The 17,583-nt window shown below is 63.9% G+C and carries 14 protein-coding genes, 1 tRNA gene, 2 pseudogenes and 1 other annotated feature; of the genes and pseudogenes, 7 read left to right on the top strand and 10 right to left on the bottom strand.

What is annotated here, in order from left to right; all coding sequences use genetic code 11:
• The first annotated feature begins 59 nt into the window (after positions 1-59).
• Positions 60-680, top strand: coding sequence for an SACE_7040 family transcriptional regulator (locus tag G6N45_RS13540; RefSeq protein WP_163722787.1), 621 nt, complete (start codon positions 60-62; stop codon positions 678-680).
• Positions 681-684: 4 nt separating this feature from the next.
• On the opposite strand, the gene G6N45_RS27710 is transcribed toward G6N45_RS13540, so the two are convergent.
• From G6N45_RS27710 to G6N45_RS13530, 3 genes are all read right to left on the bottom strand, one after another.
• Positions 685-840, bottom strand: a complete 156-nt coding sequence (locus G6N45_RS27710) for a DUF6131 family protein (RefSeq protein WP_170312447.1) — start codon at positions 838-840, stop codon at positions 685-687.
• Positions 841-875: 35 nt separating this feature from the next.
• On the bottom strand, positions 876-1,088 hold the full coding sequence (locus G6N45_RS13535; RefSeq protein WP_163722786.1) for a hypothetical protein: 213 nt from the start codon (positions 1,086-1,088) through the stop codon (positions 876-878).
• 88 nt (positions 1,089-1,176) lie between these two features.
• Positions 1,177-3,003 carry a S9 family peptidase gene (locus G6N45_RS13530; RefSeq protein ID WP_163728396.1) on the bottom strand — a complete coding sequence of 609 codons (1,827 nt, stop codon included), beginning with the start codon at positions 3,001-3,003 and terminating at the stop codon, positions 1,177-1,179.
• Between the two features lie 134 nt (positions 3,004-3,137).
• Here G6N45_RS13530 and G6N45_RS13525 point away from each other — a divergent pair, with 134 nt between their 5' ends.
• Entirely contained in the window at positions 3,138-3,929 is a 792-nt protein-coding gene (locus G6N45_RS13525; RefSeq protein ID WP_163722785.1) for an MmpS family transport accessory protein, read from the top strand.
• Here G6N45_RS13525 and G6N45_RS13520 read toward each other — a convergent pair.
• A complete protein-coding gene (locus G6N45_RS13520; protein ID WP_163722784.1) occupies positions 3,926-5,245 on the bottom strand; it encodes an MFS transporter in 1,320 nt (439 codons plus the stop codon). The genes G6N45_RS13525 and G6N45_RS13520 overlap by 4 nt on opposite strands.
• Positions 5,246-5,270: 25 nt before the next feature.
• Here G6N45_RS13520 and cmrA point away from each other — a divergent pair, with 25 nt between their 5' ends.
• Positions 5,271-6,077, top strand: a complete 807-nt coding sequence (gene cmrA, locus G6N45_RS13515) for a mycolate reductase (RefSeq protein ID WP_163722783.1) — start codon at positions 5,271-5,273, stop codon at positions 6,075-6,077.
• 77 nt (positions 6,078-6,154) lie between these two features.
• Here cmrA and G6N45_RS13510 read toward each other — a convergent pair whose 3' ends face one another.
• A complete protein-coding gene (locus G6N45_RS13510; protein ID WP_163722782.1) occupies positions 6,155-7,741 on the bottom strand; it encodes a helicase HerA-like domain-containing protein in 1,587 nt (528 codons plus the stop codon).
• A gap of 81 nt (positions 7,742-7,822) precedes the next feature.
• On the opposite strand from G6N45_RS13510, the gene orn reads away from it, so the two are divergent.
• Both orn and G6N45_RS13500 read left to right on the top strand, forming a co-directional pair.
• Positions 7,823-8,470 carry an oligoribonuclease gene (gene orn, locus G6N45_RS13505; RefSeq protein WP_163722781.1) on the top strand — a complete coding sequence of 216 codons (648 nt, stop codon included), beginning with the start codon at positions 7,823-7,825 and terminating at the stop codon, positions 8,468-8,470.
• Between the two features lie 28 nt (positions 8,471-8,498).
• A tRNA-His gene (locus tag G6N45_RS13500) sits at positions 8,499-8,571 on the top strand.
• A gap of 566 nt (positions 8,572-9,137) precedes the next feature.
• On the opposite strand, the gene G6N45_RS13495 is transcribed toward G6N45_RS13500, so the two are convergent.
• From G6N45_RS13495 to G6N45_RS13485, 3 genes and pseudogenes are all read right to left on the bottom strand, one after another.
• Positions 9,138-9,587, bottom strand: coding sequence for a hypothetical protein (locus G6N45_RS13495; RefSeq protein WP_163722780.1), 450 nt, complete (start codon positions 9,585-9,587; stop codon positions 9,138-9,140).
• Positions 9,588-9,807: 220 nt separating this feature from the next.
• Entirely contained in the window at positions 9,808-11,097 is a 1,290-nt protein-coding gene (locus G6N45_RS13490; RefSeq protein WP_163722779.1) for a hypothetical protein, read from the bottom strand.
• A gap of 979 nt (positions 11,098-12,076) precedes the next feature.
• Positions 12,077-13,316, bottom strand: a pseudogene (locus G6N45_RS13485) (IS3 family transposase).
• Positions 12,925-13,041 (bottom strand) — a sequence feature (AL1L pseudoknot). Its footprint overlaps the pseudogene before it by 117 nt.
• Before the next feature lie 80 nt (positions 13,317-13,396).
• Between G6N45_RS13485 and G6N45_RS28025 the strand changes: the two are divergent.
• Both G6N45_RS28025 and G6N45_RS28020 read left to right on the top strand, forming a co-directional pair.
• Positions 13,397-14,170: pseudogene (locus G6N45_RS28025) on the top strand (zinc-ribbon domain-containing protein); the annotation flags it as partial.
• A 33-nt stretch (positions 14,171-14,203) separates the two neighbouring features.
• The gene (locus G6N45_RS28020) at positions 14,204-14,584 is read left to right on the top strand and encodes a putative endonuclease domain-containing protein (RefSeq protein WP_246229240.1); all 381 of its coding nucleotides are present in this window, start codon (positions 14,204-14,206) and stop codon (positions 14,582-14,584) included.
• Between the two features lie 77 nt (positions 14,585-14,661).
• Here the strand turns inward: G6N45_RS28020 and G6N45_RS13475 are convergent, their stop codons facing one another.
• Both G6N45_RS13475 and G6N45_RS13470 read right to left on the bottom strand, forming a co-directional pair.
• Positions 14,662-15,861: an SNIPE associated domain-containing protein gene (locus G6N45_RS13475; protein ID WP_197746875.1), complete on the bottom strand. Its 1,200-nt coding sequence runs from the start codon at positions 15,859-15,861 to the stop codon at positions 14,662-14,664.
• Between the two features lie 41 nt (positions 15,862-15,902).
• Complete coding sequence (locus tag G6N45_RS13470) at positions 15,903-17,168, bottom strand: DUF1090 domain-containing protein (protein ID WP_163722777.1); 1,266 nt, start codon at positions 17,166-17,168, stop codon at positions 15,903-15,905.
• Positions 17,169-17,583: the final 415 nt, after the last annotated feature.

Raw genomic sequence — 17,583 nt, 5'->3', positions numbered from 1 at the left:
TGGTGGTATGTTAGTCACGATTAACTCGCGTTGTCCACCATCGACTCGGAGGGGGCGCCATGACCGCCACGGACGCCGGGTCCCGCCGCAGCCGGGCCAAGTCCGATCGCCGCAGTCAGCTGATCGCGGCCGCCGAGCATCTGATCGCCCAGCACGGATATCTGGCAGTCCGCCTGGAGGACATCGGCGCGGCGGCAGGAGTGAGCGGCCCGGCCATCTACCGGCATTTCCCCAACAAGGAGGCGCTGCTCACCGAGCTACTTGTGGGGATAAGCACCCGCCTGCTGCACGGTGCGAGCGAGGTGGTCGAGTCCACCGACGATGCCGGCGCCGCGCTCGAGGCGCTGATCGACTTCCACCTCGATTTCGCGCTCGGTGAATCGGATCTGATCCGCATCCAGGATCGAGACCTGGGCAATCTGCCGCCGGCGGCGAAACGGCAGGTGCGGCGCGCTCAACGACAGTACGTGGAGATCTGGGTCGACGTGCTGCGACGCTGCCGCGGCGATCTTTCCGAGACGGCGGCCAGGGTGATGGCGCATGCCACCTTCGGCCTGCTGAATTCGACGTCACACAGCGTGAAGCCCGGCAGCACGAAAACGGCCGAGGCCGGCTTGCGGACCGTCCTGAGAGCGATGACGGTCGCTGCGCTGACCTCGGCCGAATCCGAAGTGCGTTGACGAGCTAGTACCAGGCTTTCCTGCCGCCGACCGGACGGCCGACCCGTCCGAGAATCCAGAACACCGCGCCGATGACGAGCAGCACGACACCGATGTAGGTGAGGATCGACATTTTGATTATCAGACCCAGGATCAGCAGGATCGCACCGAGGACGATCATGGCCACTCCATTCCTTGAATCAGCCAGTCAGTGGATTACTGACTGGGTTGTGGGACCTGCGGGACTTCGCAATCCGCGACTTTCGGATTGACTCCCGCGTAATTCAGCGGACCCGCCACGACCGTCAGCGCGATGCTTCCGGCGGTGGCGCAGTTGGCGTCGCCGCCCTTGAAGTAGTCACGCTGATACGCGGCGAACACGCCGATCAACAACCAGACGAGCACAATGACGCCGAGAATTCCCCGCATGCCGTGCCTCCTCCGTAATCGCGCCTACGGTGGCGCGCAGCAGGGTTTACCCGGCAGACAATTTCGATAAACCTGAAATCTGATCTTGTCAGTCGGCGAACGCCGCGCAAAGCCACGAGGTCATGGCTTTCAGCAGTACAGCACGGTTTTCGCGCTTGTCGATCTCATGTCCGTCGTCGTCGAAGAGCAACAACTCGGCTCGGCTGCCCCGCTCGACGAGTGCGTCGTACATTTGCTGCGACTCGGTCGGCGGCACGTTGGTGTCGTTGAGGCCGTGCACCAGCAGCAGCGGAGCGGTGATCGCCGCGGCGCGCGGCAGCGGCGACAGCTCCTCGAGCAGATCGCGATCGCTGACCGGGTGACCGTATTTCGGGTAGGCCGCCGCGGCGATCCACTGTTCTGTGGTGCGGTACCACGTGTTGAGGTCGCTCATTCCGCAGATACTGATGCCGGCGGCGAATTCGTCCGGGTGAAAGGCCAGTGCGGCCTGGGTCAGGTAGCCGCCGTAGGACCAGCCGCAGCAGGCGACGCAGTCCCGGGGGGCGTGGCCGTTGTCGACGAGGAAGCGGACCGCGTCGGCGACGTCGTCGATCGCGGCGAAGCGCCGCTCGCGGTCGTCGGCGTGCATGAACGACCGCCCGAAGCCGCCCGAGCCGCGCACGTTGGGCAGGAACACACAGATGCCGGCCTCCAGCAGGCCGGGGAAGAACTCGTTGTACCCCGGCCTGCCCTGGCCCTCGGGCCCGCCGTGCAGGAACAGCATCGCGCCGACGGTCGGCACACCCTCCGGCGGCTGGAACAGCCAGCCGGTGAAGGACAGACCATCGCGAGCGACGACGGTCTCCAACGTGGGCTCCGCCGAAAGAGGTCCGCTGCTCGGCTCGCGATCGACCGGTTCCCATTCGCGGCTGCGAGGGTCGACCAGTTCCACGGTCGGCGGATTGGACGGACCCTCCACCGTCAGCGCCACCATCGACCCGCCCGCGCTGATCGACAGCTCGCTGGCTACCATGCCGGGCAACGGAATCGGCTCGAGCAGCGTGTTGTCGGCATATTCGAGGATCTGTAATTCGCTGGCGCCGTGCAGGTTCCACAAGATCGCCACCGTGGACAGGTCGTCACTGACGGTGAACTCGTCGAGCTCGCACCCCTCCCGCTCGGCGAGCACGTGATACGACACACCGTCGGCGGTGACGGTCACCTCGAGCAGCCGGGCGTGCTCGGCTCCGTTCTCGCTGCGGATCAGCGCCCGCACATAGCCCTCGGTGCTGTTGACGTCGTAGTCGCGCGCCGGGAGGTAGAGCTTGGTCTGCTCACCCTCCGGGCCGTACCGCAACCGGCGAGGACCGTGGTCATCGAGGATGACCCCGGTGTCGGTCGTCGAGCCGGGGTCGAAGGGCAGCAGCCCGGTCTCGGTGAGCCCGCGCAGCATGATCAGATCGCGGTACCCACGAGGCCCGACACGCACCAGCGACGCACCACACCACGCGTCCACCAACCTGCCGGCGGACCGGCGGTCCAGCACGGTCGTCGTGCCGTCGGCGGGATCGATCAGGCACGAACTCCCGACGTTGTCCTCCCCGGTCAGGATCGCCGCGACGAGGGTGCCGTCCCAGCTGATGAGCTCCGCTGTGCCCTCGACCCCCGAGGGCCAATGGTCGATGCGGCGCGCCAGCCGGTCGTCGGGATCGGTTGTCACGACCCAGATCTGGCTACGGGAACCGCCCTCGGGCGCCACCTGGCACGCCAACCAGTGACCGTCGGCGGAATGCAGCACCCGCGTCACCGGTCCCTCGACGGGCAGCTCGACGTCACGCGAGGAGGTGGCCCGCCAGCCGCGGAGGAACCGCTGCACCGCGCGCGGATACCCGCCGTCGTCGACCAGATGGGCGAACGCGGTGGCGTCGGGCGACATCGACGCCCCGTAGACCCGACGAACCTGCTGTGCCACGGTGCTCGATTCTCACACGCTCCGCCCGCTTGATGCGCTCCCGGCTGCCGCGGACCCCCTGAGCGGCCGCACAGGTACCCTGCAGCCATGAGGTGGGTATGACGGATTCACCTGGCGGACGTCGCGACGAACCGACGCAGGCCTTCGGTGGCGGCTACGCCGGCTATCCGGGCTATTCCGACCCGGCGTACGCGAGCCAGGCACCCTACGGACCGCCCTATCAGCCTCCGCCTGGGCCCCGGCCGACCGAGCACCTGCCGTCGTATCAGTCCTACGGGTACGACCCCTACGCCACCGGCCAGTACCCGCCGCAGTACACCAACCCCTACGGCGCTGAACCGCCCCCGCCGCCGGAGGACCCGAAGCCCCCGCGGTGGCTCTGGGTCGTCGCCGGAGTGGCGGTCCTGGCGATCATCGGCCTCGTGATCGCGCTGGTGATCGTCAACAGCTCCCGGCAGCAGACCGTGATGGCGCCGGCCCCGACACTGCCCGAGCCGACCGCGACGTCGTCGCGGCCCGCACCGACCACCACCTCGCGGACCCCGCGGACCCCGGTGCTGCCGTTGCCCACTCTGCCCACCTCGCCGACCACCACGCCGCCCGGGCGCACCAGCACCCCCGGCGCCACCGACACCGTCGTCTACGACGTCGCAGGCACCGGCCGCGTCATCAACATCACCTATGTCGACACCGGCGGGCTTCTGCAGACCGAGTTCAACGTGATGCTGCCTTGGAGTCGCGAGGTGTCGCTGCCCCAGCCGGGCCAGGGATCGGCCAGCGTCAGCATCATCAACGTCGGCCGCGAGGTGACGTGTTCGATCACCGTCAACGGGGTGCGGGTGCAGGAGCGCAGCGGCGCCGGACTGACGATCTGCGCCGCCGCCGGCTAGGTGGGCGTCCGGGTGTCGGGAACCCGCACCCGAGCCACCGCGGCCAGCCCGAGCACCAGCACGACGAGCAGCCCGGCCAGCCCGGCCCTGTCGCTTTCGAAGACGTCGATGAACACCGAGAACAGCCACGGCGCAAGGAAGGTCGCCGCGCGACCGGCGGTCGCGTACAGACCGAAGGTGACCCCCTCCTTGCCGTGCGCGGTCATCCGCATCATCAGCGTGCGCGCCGAGGACATCGTCGATCCGATGAACAGGCACAGCAGCAGCCCGAGAATCCAGAACGCCGTCGCCCCCGACGACGCCATCAGCGTCACGCCGACCGCGATCATCGCCACCAGCGAGCCGACGATGACCTTCTTGGCGCCGATCCGGTCGTCGGCGTGGCCACCGACCACGGACCCGGCCGCCGCGACCACGCATGCGGCGATGCCGAACAGCAGCACGTCGGCCGCGGAGATGCCGTAGACCTGCACACCCAGCACCGCACCGAACGTGAAGATCCCGGTGAGCCCGTCGCGGAACACCGCGCTGGCCCCGAGGTAGTAGATGACGTTGCGGTCCCGGCGCCATTCCTCACGGACCTCCCGCCAGATGCGTCGATAGGCGCCGATGATCCCGATCCGCGCCTCGCCGGCCGGGGCGCCCGCGGGACCCGAGACCAGGAGCGGGAGCGCGAAGAGCGCGAACCACCCGGCCACCAGGAGCATGGCCGCGCGCACGTTCTGCCCGTCGGCGGCGGGCAGGTTCAGCAGGCCGCGGGTGTCCGCGGTGCCGGAGACGAAGCCGACGTACACCACGATCAGGGCCAGCACGCTGCCGACATAGCCTGCGCCCAAACCCATTCCGGAGACCCGGCCCGAGGTCTGCGGAGTCGACAGATCGCGCAGCATCGCGTTGTAGGGCACCGTCGCGAGCTCGCTGCACGCCGCCGTGCCCGCGAGCAGGATCAGGCCCGGGAGCAGATAGCGGTGGTCGTCGCGGATCAGGCTCATCGACGCGGTCAGCAGCACCATGGCACCGGTGAGTACGGCCAGCGCTCGGCGCCGCCGCCCCGGGGCGTCCACCCACACCCCGGTGACGGGCGCGAACAGCGCGACGACCAGCCCGGCCAGGGCGAGTGCCCGGCCCAGATAGCTGGTCGGGCTGGCGTCACCGGGCAGGTCGTCGCCGACAGCGCCGGTCAGGTACACCGAGAAGACGAACGTGACGGCGGTCGCGTTGACCGCGGTGGCGCCGAAGTCCCACAGCGCCCAGGCCGCCACCCGAGACCTCCGGGGGCCGGCGACGGAGGGCCGGACCGGAGGCGACTCGCTCATGGACGCCCACGATATAGTCCGGCCCATGCCCGTACCCGGTCCCAGCGCGGACGCCCGCGCCGTCGTCACCGGCGCGTCCCAGAACATCGGTGAGGCGCTCGCCGTCGAACTCGCCGCCCGCGGCCACCACCTGATCATCACCGCGCGACGCGAAGACGTGCTCAACGCGCTCGCCGAGCGGCTGCGCGCCACCTACGGCGTCACGGTGGAGGTCCGCGCCGTCGACCTCGCCGACCCCGACGCCCGGACACGGTTGTGCGACGAACTCGCCGGCCGCGAGATCTCGATCCTGTGCGCGAACGCCGGGACCGCGACGTTCGGGCCCGTGGTGACGCTCGACCCGGCAGACGAGAAGAAGCAGGTCCAGCTCAACGTCCTCGGTGTGCACGACCTGGTGCTTGCGGTGCTGCCCGGCATGGTGGCCCGGCGCGCCGGCGGCATCCTGATCTCCGGGTCGGCGGCGGGCAACTCCCCCATTCCGAACAACGCCACCTACGCGGCCACCAAGGCGTTCGCGAACACCTTCAGCGAATCGTTGCGAGGCGAGGTGAAGTCGGCGGGTGTGCACGTCACGGTGCTGGCACCCGGTCCGGTGCGTACCGAACTGCCGAACCCCGAGGAGCAGTCGCTGGTCGAGCGGTTGATTCCCGACTTCCTGTGGATCGACACCGAGTACACCGCCAAGGTGTCGCTGGACGGCTTGGAGCGCAACAAGATGCGTGTCGTCCCGGGCGTCACGTCCAAGGCGATGTCGGCGGCCAGTGGCTACGCTCCGCGGGCGATCGTCGCACCGATCGTCGGCGCGGTCTACAAGAAGCTCGGCGGCGAATAAGCCTCTCCCCCGCCGAAACTGTATTCCCCGCGCGAGAATCCGCGAAAACCACACGCGGAATACAGTTTCGGCGAAGGTCAGCGGCGACGCCTGCGGCGGCCGGTGCCGAAGATGCTGCGGGTGATCTCGCGCCCGATCACCGTGCCCGCCGACCGCATGGCGCTCTTGAAGGCGGGGCTGTCCATCACCGTGTCCAGAAAGCCGGGCTCCCGCGGCTGCGCCGGCGCGGGCATCGGCGGCAGGTCCAATGGTGGCGGCAGCGAAATCTCCTGTGCCGGAGGCTGTTCGGCAACCGGCGGCGGGGGCGCCAGCCTGGCCGCCAGGCGTTCGTAAGCCGACTCACGATCAATGGTCTGGCCGTACTCGACCTGCAGCGGGCTCGACGCGGCGGCCGCGGCGATGGCATCGGCCCCGATGGTGTCCATCAGAGATCGCGGCGCGCGCATCCGCGTCCACGCCACCGGAGTCGGCACGCCCTTTTCCGAGAGCACGGTGACTATGGCCTCTCCGATGCCCAGCGACGTGAGCGCGGACTCGAGGTCGTAGACGTCGGTCCTCGGATAGGTGCGCACCGTTCTGGTCAGAGCCTTCTGGTCGTCCGGGGTGAAGGCGCGCAGGGCGTGCTGGATGCGGGCCCCGAGCTGACTGAGCACGTCCTTGGGGATGTCGGTCGGCTGTTGGGTGCAGAAGAACACGCCGACGCCCTTGGACCGGATCAGCTTGACGGTCTGCTCGACCTGGGCCAGGAACGCCTTGGAGGCATCGGTGAACAGCAAGTGGGCTTCGTCGAAGAAGAACACCAGCTTGGGTTTGTCGACGTCGCCGACCTCGGGCAGCGTGGTGAACAGGTCGGCGAGCACCCACATCAGGAAAGTGGAGAACATCACCGGCCTGGCCGCCTGGGCGCCCAGCTCCAGCAGCGAGATGACGCCGCGCCCCGACGCGTCGACGCGCAGGAGGTCTGCGGGCTCGAGTTCGGGTTCACCGAAGAACGTGTCGGCGCCCTCGGCTTCGAGGTTGACCAGCGCGCGCAGGATCACCCCGGCCGTCGTCGTCGATACCGCACCGAGGGCCTTGAGTTCAGGTTTGCCGTCGTCACTGGTCAGGTACTGGATGACCGACCGAAGATCCTTGATGTCGAGCAGCGGCAGACCCTGCTGGTCCGCCCAGTGGAAGATCAGTCCGAGGGTCGACTCCTGGGTCTGGTTGAGCCCCAAAACTTTTGCGAGGAGGATCGGTCCGAAGCTGGTGACGGTGGCGCGGACCGGGACTCCCTTACCCGACGTGCCCAGCGACAGGAACTCGACCGGGAACGACGTGGGCGTCCACGTATCACCGGTGTCGGCGACGCGCTGGGTGACCTTGTCGTCGGCGACGCCGGGCCGCGACAGACCGGACAGATCACCTTTGACGTCGGCCATCAGCACCGGAACACCGGCCGCGGAGAGCTGCTCGGCAAGCACCTGCAGCGACTTGGTCTTGCCGGTGCCGGTCGCACCCGCCACCAGCCCGTGCCGGTTCACCGTCGCGAGCGGGATGCGGATGCGGGCACCGGGGTCGCAGACGCCGTCGACGACGACCGTGCCGAGTTCGAGCGCCACACCGTCGGCGGTGTAGCCGGCCGCGATCTGCTGAGCCGGACTACTCGTCGACTCCATGGTCATGGGTCGCACCCTATGCGGCTGGACCGCCTTCCGGCGGGTGTACGCGACCAGAATCCAGCTGGGGAATTACTGTTGAGCGCTGTGCGTGACGAACTTGTGTGGATCGACTGCGAGATGACCGGCCTGGACCTCAAGTCCGATCGGCTCATCGAGATCGCGGTCCTGGTGACCGACTCCGAGCTCAACGTCCTCGGCGACGGAATCGACGTGGTGATCCACGCCGAGGAAGACGCGCTGACGTCGATGGTCGACGTCGTCACGCAGATGCACACCAAGTCCGGCCTGATCGAGGAGGTGCGGGCGTCGACGATCGACCTGGCCACCGCCGAGACGATGGCGCTGGACTACATCCGCGACCACGTCCGACAGGCCAAGACCGCTCCCCTGGCCGGCAACTCGATCGCCACCGACCGCGGCTTCCTGGCCCGCGACATGCCCAAGCTCGACGACTATCTGCACTACCGGATGATCGACGTCAGCTCCATCAAGGAACTGTGCCGCCGGTGGTATCCCCGCATCTACTTCGGCCAGCCGGAGAAGGGCCTCGCCCACCGCGCGCTGGCCGACATCCACGAGTCGATCCGCGAGCTGCGCTACTACCGGCAGACGGCGTTCGTGGCCCCGCCCGGGCCGTCGACCAGCGACATCGCGGCGATCGCGGCCGGGCTGGGCCCGACGGCCACTGCCGATTCGGAAACTGATTCGGTCGACAAGGGGTCCACCGGCTAGTATCGACGACGCCGCGTGAGCGGCAATGGTGGCTGTAGTTCAGTTGGTAGAGCACCAGGTTGTGATCCTGGCTGTCGCGGGTTCGAGTCCCGTCAGCCACCCGATGAGGTGGGAGGGCGTTTACGCCCTCCCACCTTTTACGCTTCAGTATCAGGTTGCACCCTTATTGCAACTTTGACTCATCGCTCTCGCCCTCGCCCGGCTTCAGCAGATTCGGCAGCATCACCTTGGGCCGGGGCACGTCAACAACCAAGGCTGTCAGCTCACTCTTGGAATTGAACTCCTTCGGACGAACCCCCGTCAGCCCACAGGCCCACCCGTACAGTTCGATGCCGGCCAACGTAGGTGGGACACAACACGCAGCACCAAATGTCACTGTCAGGCCACTCCCCGACCCTCCCCCTTTGACCTGCGTAGAACCCGTCATCAATCAGGTTCAGTCTCGACAGACACTGAGAACATGAACCACAGCTTCGTTCGGGTCAATAAGGGTCATCGACGCCGATGCGGCGGACGGCAAGAACTGCATCCTTAACGCCGCTGTGGCGCTCGACAAGCACGCCGCTCTAGAGTCGCGCCAACGCGACGACGCGGCGCGGGCCGCGAGTACCGAACGTCTCAGCGAGCTGGGTTTGATCTGACGACCGTGCATTCCGGGTCTAGGTGGTTATGCCTGTCCAATGTGCGCCAGCCAGAGGTCGTCGAGCGTTTGGGCGGCAGGCTCGTCGATGACAACTCCGCTCGCCTGCATGCGGTCCCAGTTTACTTCGGGTATCTGATCCTTCAGGGTTTCTGTGGGCAACGCATCCTCGACAGGTACGAAGTGTCGCCACTCAACCCGCTTGATGTAGTTCGCTTCCCTGTCGCCGCCACGCCAGTCGCCGTCTTGACTGATGCCTTCCAACGCGATCCCGCTGCGAATCACCCCGCGACCACGGTCGCCAACCATGAGCATGTATACCGTGTCGCCGTACCCGATGTCGTACTTGCGCGATCCCGTCGACCAGGGACCGACGATGGACAAGCCGAATCCACGCTCAGCTAGCAATCCAAAGTGGTGTTCGGCCACCCCGTCGGGCCATTCGTCGGGATTCCACAGCGCGATCATGGTTGCCATCGTTCTCTCCACTCCTACTCCTACTCACTAATTCACGCCGCCGACTGGCGACGATCCTGGCGGCCCAACATCCAAACGGACCTCTATCGCGTACGAGTCCATCGGCTCGCCGCGCTTGCGGTACCCGGCGGCTTCACGGTGATGTCCGCGACTGTCCGTAGGATCTCGCGCTTGCGGCAGACTTCGGCCATGGCCAATGACTGGAATTGAGGTTACGGACCTACGTCAACTTGACTAGCTGGTCGCAATCATCCATGCATCCAAGCAGTTTCGTTTGCATAGTTACCGCGTTGTCCTGAATAGCCGAGAGGGCCTTCGCTCCTGCCCTAACTCCGGACTGGATTTGCTTTAGATGGCTAAGAAGCGACCGGGCCTCAGCAAGTTTCGCTACAAGTGCGTCGAGGTCGATGCCCTCACCATCCCCGGTCGTGACAAGTGTGGCCAAAGCATCCGACCGCGCCTGCTGAAATGCAAGACGCAAGGCCATCGCGTCACGGGTCAAGTCGTCGTACACGACGACGTAACGATGTTCAGCCAGCTTCAGCAAGGGCATGTGATGTGTCGCGCTACCGTCGCCCGACAAGACCATCACAGCAACGGCGGTGTCGCGGTTCTTCGCCGCCGTGCTGAGTTCATCACGCATTTTGGCGACCGACAGAGGTGTTGAACGCTTCTTGCACTCGAAAACCATCTTGACCTGTGCGCCACGGTTGGTGTGGATCTCGATGACGTAATCGCCGACTTTATTTCCGCCCGCAGCTGGCTCATTGCCGGTATGGATGAGGATGTCGTCTGTGATTTGGCAGAGTTTGCCGAGTTCTTCGGCGACAGCCTCTTCGAATTCGATTCCCTGCTGAGTGCCCCTCTGGTGTTCGTCACGCCTGGCAATTTCGGCAGCAAGTAGCTTCTCGACTTCCTTCAGGGAGTCGCTCAGGCCGGCGAATGGGGCTGAGACTTCACGGACCATCGTCTCGCGAAGTTCGGCAAGGGGTCCGCGTCCCGTGCTCACCGATAGGAGATCTCGCAGAGATCGGCTTGCTTGTTCGTTAGCCTCGGTTGCCGCCTTACGAACCGCTTGCTCCACTCGGTGCAGCGCACTCTTTTTGTCGTTCTCGTCGAAGGCGCGGTCGATCGCCTCTGAGAGGAATCCGAGCTGTCGGTTGACCGCTTCATTCAACACTCCTTGGTCTGGGTTGGCGATGCGGTCTGCTTCGGCGGTGAGTGCCTGGACTGCTTCGTGGGTCACACGCTGCACGTCCTCGTCAAACCGCTGCACGCGCTCGCTGAATGAAAGTAGAGCGACGTTTGGCGTTGCTTGGCGGCGTATGAGCACTCCAAGGTTGAAGGTCTGCTGACACAGCGCTCCGATCTCCGTGGCGTTCTCTAACGCTTCGGCGGCGGCCACGAATTCCTCGTCCGTCGCGACGAGGTTATGGGCCTCCACAGTTCCCTCCGTTACGTAGCCCACTGGTTGCTGCGCGCCGATGCGAGGGATTGATTCCAGTTTCATGCCTGTCCCTTCCCGATAATCACAAGCGTTCCGTTGACTCCCGACCGACAGCGAAAGCGCCGACGGCATCAGCCTGAAACGGCAGGATTGTGGCCTCATAGTGGCTTGCGCCCTCTGATCAAGGGCCGAGGGTCACCCCTTCCGACAATGATCGAGGTGGTCCGCGTCCTTAGCGCCGATCTGCAAGTTGGGCGGTTGTCTAACGCGCTGAAGTCCGTCCGCTGGTAGCGGCCCACAGCCTGCTGCGCCCCCCTCTCACGCAGCCAGGCTGACCACGCCAGACCGACCCCGATGGCCTCAAGACGGTGCACCGTTATGACCACCGGCTCGCCTGTGGTGCGCTGGACTACGGAACAATCAGCGGCGATGCCGAAGACCCAGTCATGTTCGACTCCAGGTTGCGAGAATCCGGCTGCGTTCGTGACACGAAGCAAACCCGCATGGTGCACCAATTGTCTCGTTCGGATACTCCGCGAGGGCGGCCTAGCTCCGGCGGAGCCGTTTCAAGGCCCAAATCCCTGGTGGCTGACGACTTGCCTGACCTGTGGCGTCCACGCCCACTACCGACTCGACTACATCGTCGGCAACAACGCCAAGGGCATAAAGACCTGCCGGGCTTGTTTCTGGAAGTCGTGGGCTGAAGAGGGCCGAAGCATGCTTGCCAGCTACGTACACGAGAAGAAACTCCTCGACCAGGCAAGCCAACAGTTCGAACTCCCCCGCGGGTTATCTCGGGAACAAATCGCCTCGGCTGTGGAGGGGAGCGGCTACGAACTGATCGGCATGACCGCCGACATTACGGGGGACGCTAGTCACCGCACCCTAATTGTTCGTTGCCGGTCGTGCGGGCGCATCAGCGTAGAGCGGATGGGAGATATCGGATGGGGTTGCAGTTGCTCCCGAAACCAAAACCCGTCGAGTTTTGGAGGTCGGGGCGCGAAGCGGATCCTGTTGAAATGAACTACCCCGGGTTTTGTTCCTACTCGGTTGCGAGGGCCGGGGTTGGCTGGCTCGCGGGGTATGAGGCGCCGGTGAGGGCGGCCTCGTACTCGGCTGGTGGAACGTAGCCGAGGGCTTCGTGCAGGCGTTCCTGGTTGTACCAGGCCACCCATGCGGCAGTCGAGAGCTCGACGTCGTCCACGCACCGCCATGGTTTAGCGCGGCTGATCAGTTCGGTCTTGTAGGCGGCATTGACGGCTTCGGCGAGGGCGTTGTCATAACTATCGCCGCGGGACCCGACCGAGGGTGCGATGCCGAGTTCGGCCAGTCGGTCGGTATAGGTCAGCGATAAGTACTGCGATCCGCGGTCGGAATGATGAATCAACTCGGATAGATCGGTATTCGACTGCCACACGGCATGATTGAATGCTTGAAGCGGCAGGTCGTGTGTACGCATCGTGGCCGAGACGGCCCAGCCGGCGATCTTCTTGGTGCAGGCATCGGTCACGAAGGCGGTGTAACAGAATCCCTGCCAGGTGCGTACGAAGGTGATGTCGGCGACCCACAACCGGTTGGGTGCCGGGGCCTTGAATTGACGGTTGACCAGGTCAGCGGGCCGGGCGGCAGCGGGGTCGGTGACGGTGGTGAACACCGGCTTTCCGCGCTGCACACCGCGCAGGCCGGCCATGCGCATCAAGCGTCGGGTCTGTTCGCGGCCTAGGTGCCAGCCGCGACGTTTCATGGCCTGATGCATCTTCTTGACCCCGTACACCGAGTAGTTCTGCCGGTGCACCACACGCAGGTCCGCGATCAGCTGTTCGTCGCGGATTTCGCGATCTGAGGGCGGGCGGGTCCTGGCGGCTCGGTAGCCCCGGGAGGTGAGGAATCCGGGATTGCTGCCCGCAAGATACGACAGATGAGCTCGACCCCGAACTGATCGCGATGTGCATCGATGTAGGCGATCATTTCGTCGCGGGGCGGTCGAGCTCCGCTGCGAAAAACGCAGACGCAGACTTCAGAATCTCGTTGGCTCTGCGTAAGTCGGCAACTTCTCGCTTGAGGCGGCGGATCTCGGCGTGCTCGGAGCTGGACGTCCCGGGTCGTTCCCCGGCATCGACTTGAGCCTTGCGCCGCCATCGACGCAGCGACTCTTCAGAGATGCCGAGTTTGCTCGACACAGACTTAATCGCCTCGAACTCCGATACTTCCGAGGCCTCCATCGTGGTGTCCAACATCCGTAACGCACGATCGCGAAACTCCGGCGAATACTGACGGGGCATGTTCCTGATCCTCCTATAAAGATCGGAACAAAACCTGGGGTAGTTCAAAAGACTCCGGCTCCGAGGCGCTCCGGTGGTGGGATCACCCGCGCAATAGGCAGTCAGACTTCGAAACCGTCTCTTTGCGTGCGACGCGGATGTGTCACTGGGTCTGCCCGGAGTGCGGGCATCGCTTTAGGAAGAAAGTAACCGAGATGACCAGTTGGCCTGGATGCCCCGAGTGCGAGGTGCGGCGTAGGGAAGAATGGGCCGCGGAGTACGACCGTTGGTGCAAGACGCCGGTCGCTGACGTGCCGGAATTGGTCGCAAGTTGGGCGGACGACACGGACCCTCGCCAGGTAATGGTCGGCGGGTCAGGTCTTTACCGATTTCGCTGCGCCAAGGGCCATTATCCCCGCATTAGCCCGTTGAGTTTCCTAGACGGGGGCTGCCCGTCCTGCAAGGCGGCAGAGACCAGGGCGAAGCCGCATTATCTTGCAGACGTCGATCCCGAGGTCGCGTCCCAGTGGCACCCCACACTGAACGGAAAGCTCACGCCACACAATGTCCTTTTCGACTCGAAACGCGATGTGTGGTGGCGTGCCGACTGTTGCGGCTTCGAATGGCAGGAATCCGTGAGGGATAGGAACAAGTATCAGCGTTGGCGCTGCCCAAAGTGCCGCACAATCCTTGATTCTTTGGCGTGGCACGATCCCGGTCTCGCCGCTGAATGGAGTACCAGCAACCCAGTCAGCGCCTGGAAGGTCAGACCCACCGCCTCAACGTCGTTCGTTCCGGAATGGATTTGCTCAGTTAATCCCGCACACGTTTGGCGGGCATCGCTCGCCAGTAGGAGTTCCGGTGCGGAGTGCCCGGAGTGTCGGCGATCAGGTAAGTCGCGCGTCGAGTTGGCCTATCTCTCGGCGGCTACTCAGGTCTTCGGCGAAGCCCGCTCAGGGGTATTGTTGCGTGACAACGCTTTCAGTACGCGTGCCGTCTGGTCCGCTGACATCATCGTCGAGGTGAATGGCCGCGCGGCGGCGATCGAATACGACGGGTCATATTGGCACTCACCCACCGCAAAACAACTCGTGGATGAGCGTAAGAGCCTTGACTTGCTGGCCGCCGGGTACGTAGTCGTCAGGCTTCGGGAAGACGAGCTACCCCCGCTCGGTATTGAGGACCAGTGCTACCGCGAGATCCGTGTATTCTCCACGACCCCGCAACCTTGTCCGGTTATGGAAGAGGTCTACAAGTGGGTCAACCAATTCCTGTCAAAGGAGAGCTAAGACCGCGCCGGTACAGACAGTCGCTCTAACGCCGACGGTGGGATTGCGTGGGACGGGCCGGACCCCTGTGAATCGGACTAATCCTCGGGGTCCGCCGAGTCGAGAGCCGATGTGTCGAGCGTAAAAGCGTGACCGGTCGCGTCGCGATTTCGTTGTCCTATGAGGTTCGCCGCGGCCGATTGCTGATAGGCAGCGCTCTCTGCGGCTCGCATCGATTCGCTGGCGTGGTACTGCTCAGCTTCAGCAATTTCGGTGAACTCGAGTAGATTGCCCGTGATATCGATCAATGCGGTCTTGACCTCGGCCGGCGTGGCATAGAAGTACTCACGCCTCAGATTGATTCGGTTGACACGGGCGGGGGCGAAGCGACGATGAAGCTCTGCTTCAACACTTACCGCGTCGTCTGCGAAGAACAGTGCGTGTACGTCGAAGCCGAATGGTACTGAGGCGTCGCCTAGTTCGCGAACTCGTTCAATCGGCTCGAGCCGCCTCGTCAGTCCGATCTTCACAATGCCGGGTCCGAACGACCCGACGTTGCTGATGACATATACATACCCTGCTCGAATGTTGGCGATACGGTAGTCGTTCTGGGCGATGCTTTCATCGATCGCGGCGATCTTGCCGGAAAGTTCGCGGCGCTCTTCGTCGCTACCAGCAGCCGACAACGCTGCGAGTACCGTTGCGTAGTGGGCACGTTCCTTCTCAAGTCGTTCCCGTTCCGCCTTCAGCTCTCGTTGGACCTTCTCTTCTTCCCGAAGTCGTGCGCGCTCCTCGCGCGCCGCTTCGCGTTCTTCTTGCACCTTCATCTGATAATCAGCGGTCAGCTCTAGCTCGCGCACACGTAACGCGCGATATTCCGGGTTGATGCGCATTTCCATCATCGACGCGTAGCGTGCGATTGATGATGCCGCTCCTGTGAGTCTCTTCTCGGCCACCTTGAGATTGCCTGCTTTGACATAGCGAACGCAGTTCTCGGCTTCCGCGTTGTACGCGCGTAGCATAAGCTTCGCCAGGTCGGCGGTCATCTTGCGGCCTTTGGCCAACGAGTTGTCGAATGCGAAGCGAGTAGACGCCTCGATCGCGCGTCCTTCAGTAATGAACGCCTTGACTTCCGCGCGGATGTGCTCGAGCGCGTCCTGATAAGCCACAGCGTTTTCCAGCGGATGCCTATAGCTGTAGATGCCGATATCGTGAAGCGCCTCAACGTCATGCTTCAAAACGTCATTTTCGGCGAGGGCTTCTTCTAATCGATCGCGCAGCTCCTGATTCTCCTGCATCAACTGAGCGAGCTGACCACTCGAGCTGCTAGGCGAAGTCATCAGCGGATTCCCCGAGCGGTACTGATCGGCTTAAGCCCGAACGCGTTCTTCGATACTTGAGAGCGCATATGGGCTAGAGTCTGCGCCGGATCGACATTGCGCAGATCGAACTTCGAGAACTCTTGGCGGTCAGCAGCCGCGGCAATCAATGGGAAAGCCTCGTTCAAACCTGTTGCGGGGTTCACTGTCTCGGTCCGAACAGTCAGCGAGATCGTTTGGATTCGGCCATCGCGATCGCTTTCAAACACTTCATGGAAGGTGCGTATGGCCACCGCAGCAATTGCGCCGTTATACCGATCCCTCTGTTCCTTCTGACTGCAGGGTGTTTCGCGGATCTCATCAGACGCAGCCACGTACCTGTAAGTCTTGACGTTCGGGATCGCTGACGGAGGTGGAACGATCACCGTGACCGTGAGTTCACCGAGTTCTGGATCGAATTCGTACTCGTAGTCAACTTCGAACACTTCGGGGTAAACCGAGTGGCCGAGCACAATGCCGACGTATTCATTGATCGCTTCGGGATCACCGATGGCAAGCGCCTTCTTGAGGCCGTCGAGTCGTTCATTGGCTTCGGCCACAGTGCGTTCACGCTCGGCGCATTCAGCTCTGTACTCGGCCAGTGCTGCGGTGAGTTGCTCCGCCCGCTTCTGCTCCGCAGCAGCATGCTCCTCTAACAGCTGTGCGTTCTTTCCGGGCAGGACGCGTTCAACGTAATCGGTCCATTGCCTGTGCTGCTCGGCCCACACCGCATGCGCGCGTGCGCTCTCTTCTTCGTGCTTCCGTTTCCCGAACAACCGTGACAGTCCTGTCGGCGCTGAAGGGGCAACAAACAGAGGCTCCGCCGGAGGCTGTGCCAGGACAGGCTGCGGTGGAGGCTTCTTCAGATCCTTTCGCGGAAATGGTGGATGCTGAACCGATTGCCTGAGCGAATCGATGTCGACGTAGTCGTCGACGTCCAAGGTGGCATCCAGAAGGGAATCGATCTGTTCGAACGCATCGATCGCTTGAGCTGTGCGTGATTCAGCAATCGCCTTTTGCGCTTCGATATGAGCTTTTTTCGCGGCTGCGGCAGCGGCCGCTTGGTCCCGCGCCTCTGCTCGCTGTGCCGCAGCGACTGATCGCACATACTCGCGCTGGGCGCGCTCCGCCTCTCGAACTGCGCGGTTGCGCGCCTGGACCGCCGCCGCGTACTGGCGGCGCTGCTGCTGCTCAGCTAACCGCTGCTGATACTGAAGCTCTGCAAAGAAGCCACGCCTTCTCCCCACGACGCGGATGTTACTAACAACCGCAACAAGATCGCTTGGCCTTCCGATATGTCAGCAAATCGGAAGGAAGGACCCGCTCTGAGACGCTGTGAACGCCGGACGGTCGCGTGAACTCGCCGATGAAGGCGACCACAAGATTTGTGCTGACATACGAGGGGCGATGCAAACCGACTCCGCAATCACTTTTTCCGCCGGACTTCGGCAGTGACCAATCATTCGCTAAACAAAGAGTGCCTCGCCCTGGTCCCCAACCCTCAGTGACCAACCACCTCATGCCATGCAACGAACGATGCAACGCCGACGTTGCATGGCGGTGTATCGCGATGCATTCCTTGTCGGTCGATCGAGGTGGCAGTGCAGATTACAGGCCGTTTCCTGCACTTCAATGTACCCAGGTCCGGACCACCTACGGGAG

This window comes from Mycolicibacterium psychrotolerans (assembly GCF_010729305.1).
GTDB classification, from domain to species: Bacteria; Actinomycetota; Actinomycetes; order Mycobacteriales; family Mycobacteriaceae; genus Mycobacterium; species Mycobacterium psychrotolerans.
Note: the sequence above shows the minus strand (reverse complement) of the source record. Positions and strands in the feature narration are given on the sequence as shown.

What these genes read in the sequence shown, in the direction of transcription:
- G6N45_RS13475 (WP_197746875.1), bottom strand. Translation starts at nt 15,861, where the DNA reads ATGCAGGAGAATCAGGAGCTGCGCGATCGATTAGAAGAAGCCCTCGCC.
- G6N45_RS13530 (WP_163728396.1), bottom strand. Translation starts at nt 3,003, where the DNA reads ATGTCGCCCGACGCCACCGCGTTCGCCCATCTGGTCGACGACGGCGGG.
- G6N45_RS13510 (WP_163722782.1), bottom strand. Translation starts at nt 7,741, where the DNA reads ATGACCATGGAGTCGACGAGTAGTCCGGCTCAGCAGATCGCGGCCGGC.
- G6N45_RS13525 (WP_163722785.1), top strand. Translation starts at nt 3,138, where the DNA reads ATGACGGATTCACCTGGCGGACGTCGCGACGAACCGACGCAGGCCTTC.
- G6N45_RS13495 (WP_163722780.1), bottom strand. Translation starts at nt 9,587, where the DNA reads ATGGCAACCATGATCGCGCTGTGGAATCCCGACGAATGGCCCGACGGG.
- G6N45_RS13520 (WP_163722784.1), bottom strand. Translation starts at nt 5,245, where the DNA reads ATGAGCGAGTCGCCTCCGGTCCGGCCCTCCGTCGCCGGCCCCCGGAGG.
- G6N45_RS13490 (WP_163722779.1), bottom strand. Translation starts at nt 11,097, where the DNA reads ATGAAACTGGAATCAATCCCTCGCATCGGCGCGCAGCAACCAGTGGGC.
- G6N45_RS13535 (WP_163722786.1), bottom strand. Translation starts at nt 1,088, where the DNA reads ATGCGGGGAATTCTCGGCGTCATTGTGCTCGTCTGGTTGTTGATCGGC.
- cmrA (WP_163722783.1), top strand. Translation starts at nt 5,271, where the DNA reads ATGCCCGTACCCGGTCCCAGCGCGGACGCCCGCGCCGTCGTCACCGGC.
- G6N45_RS27710 (WP_170312447.1), bottom strand. Translation starts at nt 840, where the DNA reads ATGATCGTCCTCGGTGCGATCCTGCTGATCCTGGGTCTGATAATCAAA.
- G6N45_RS13540 (WP_163722787.1), top strand. Translation starts at nt 60, where the DNA reads ATGACCGCCACGGACGCCGGGTCCCGCCGCAGCCGGGCCAAGTCCGAT.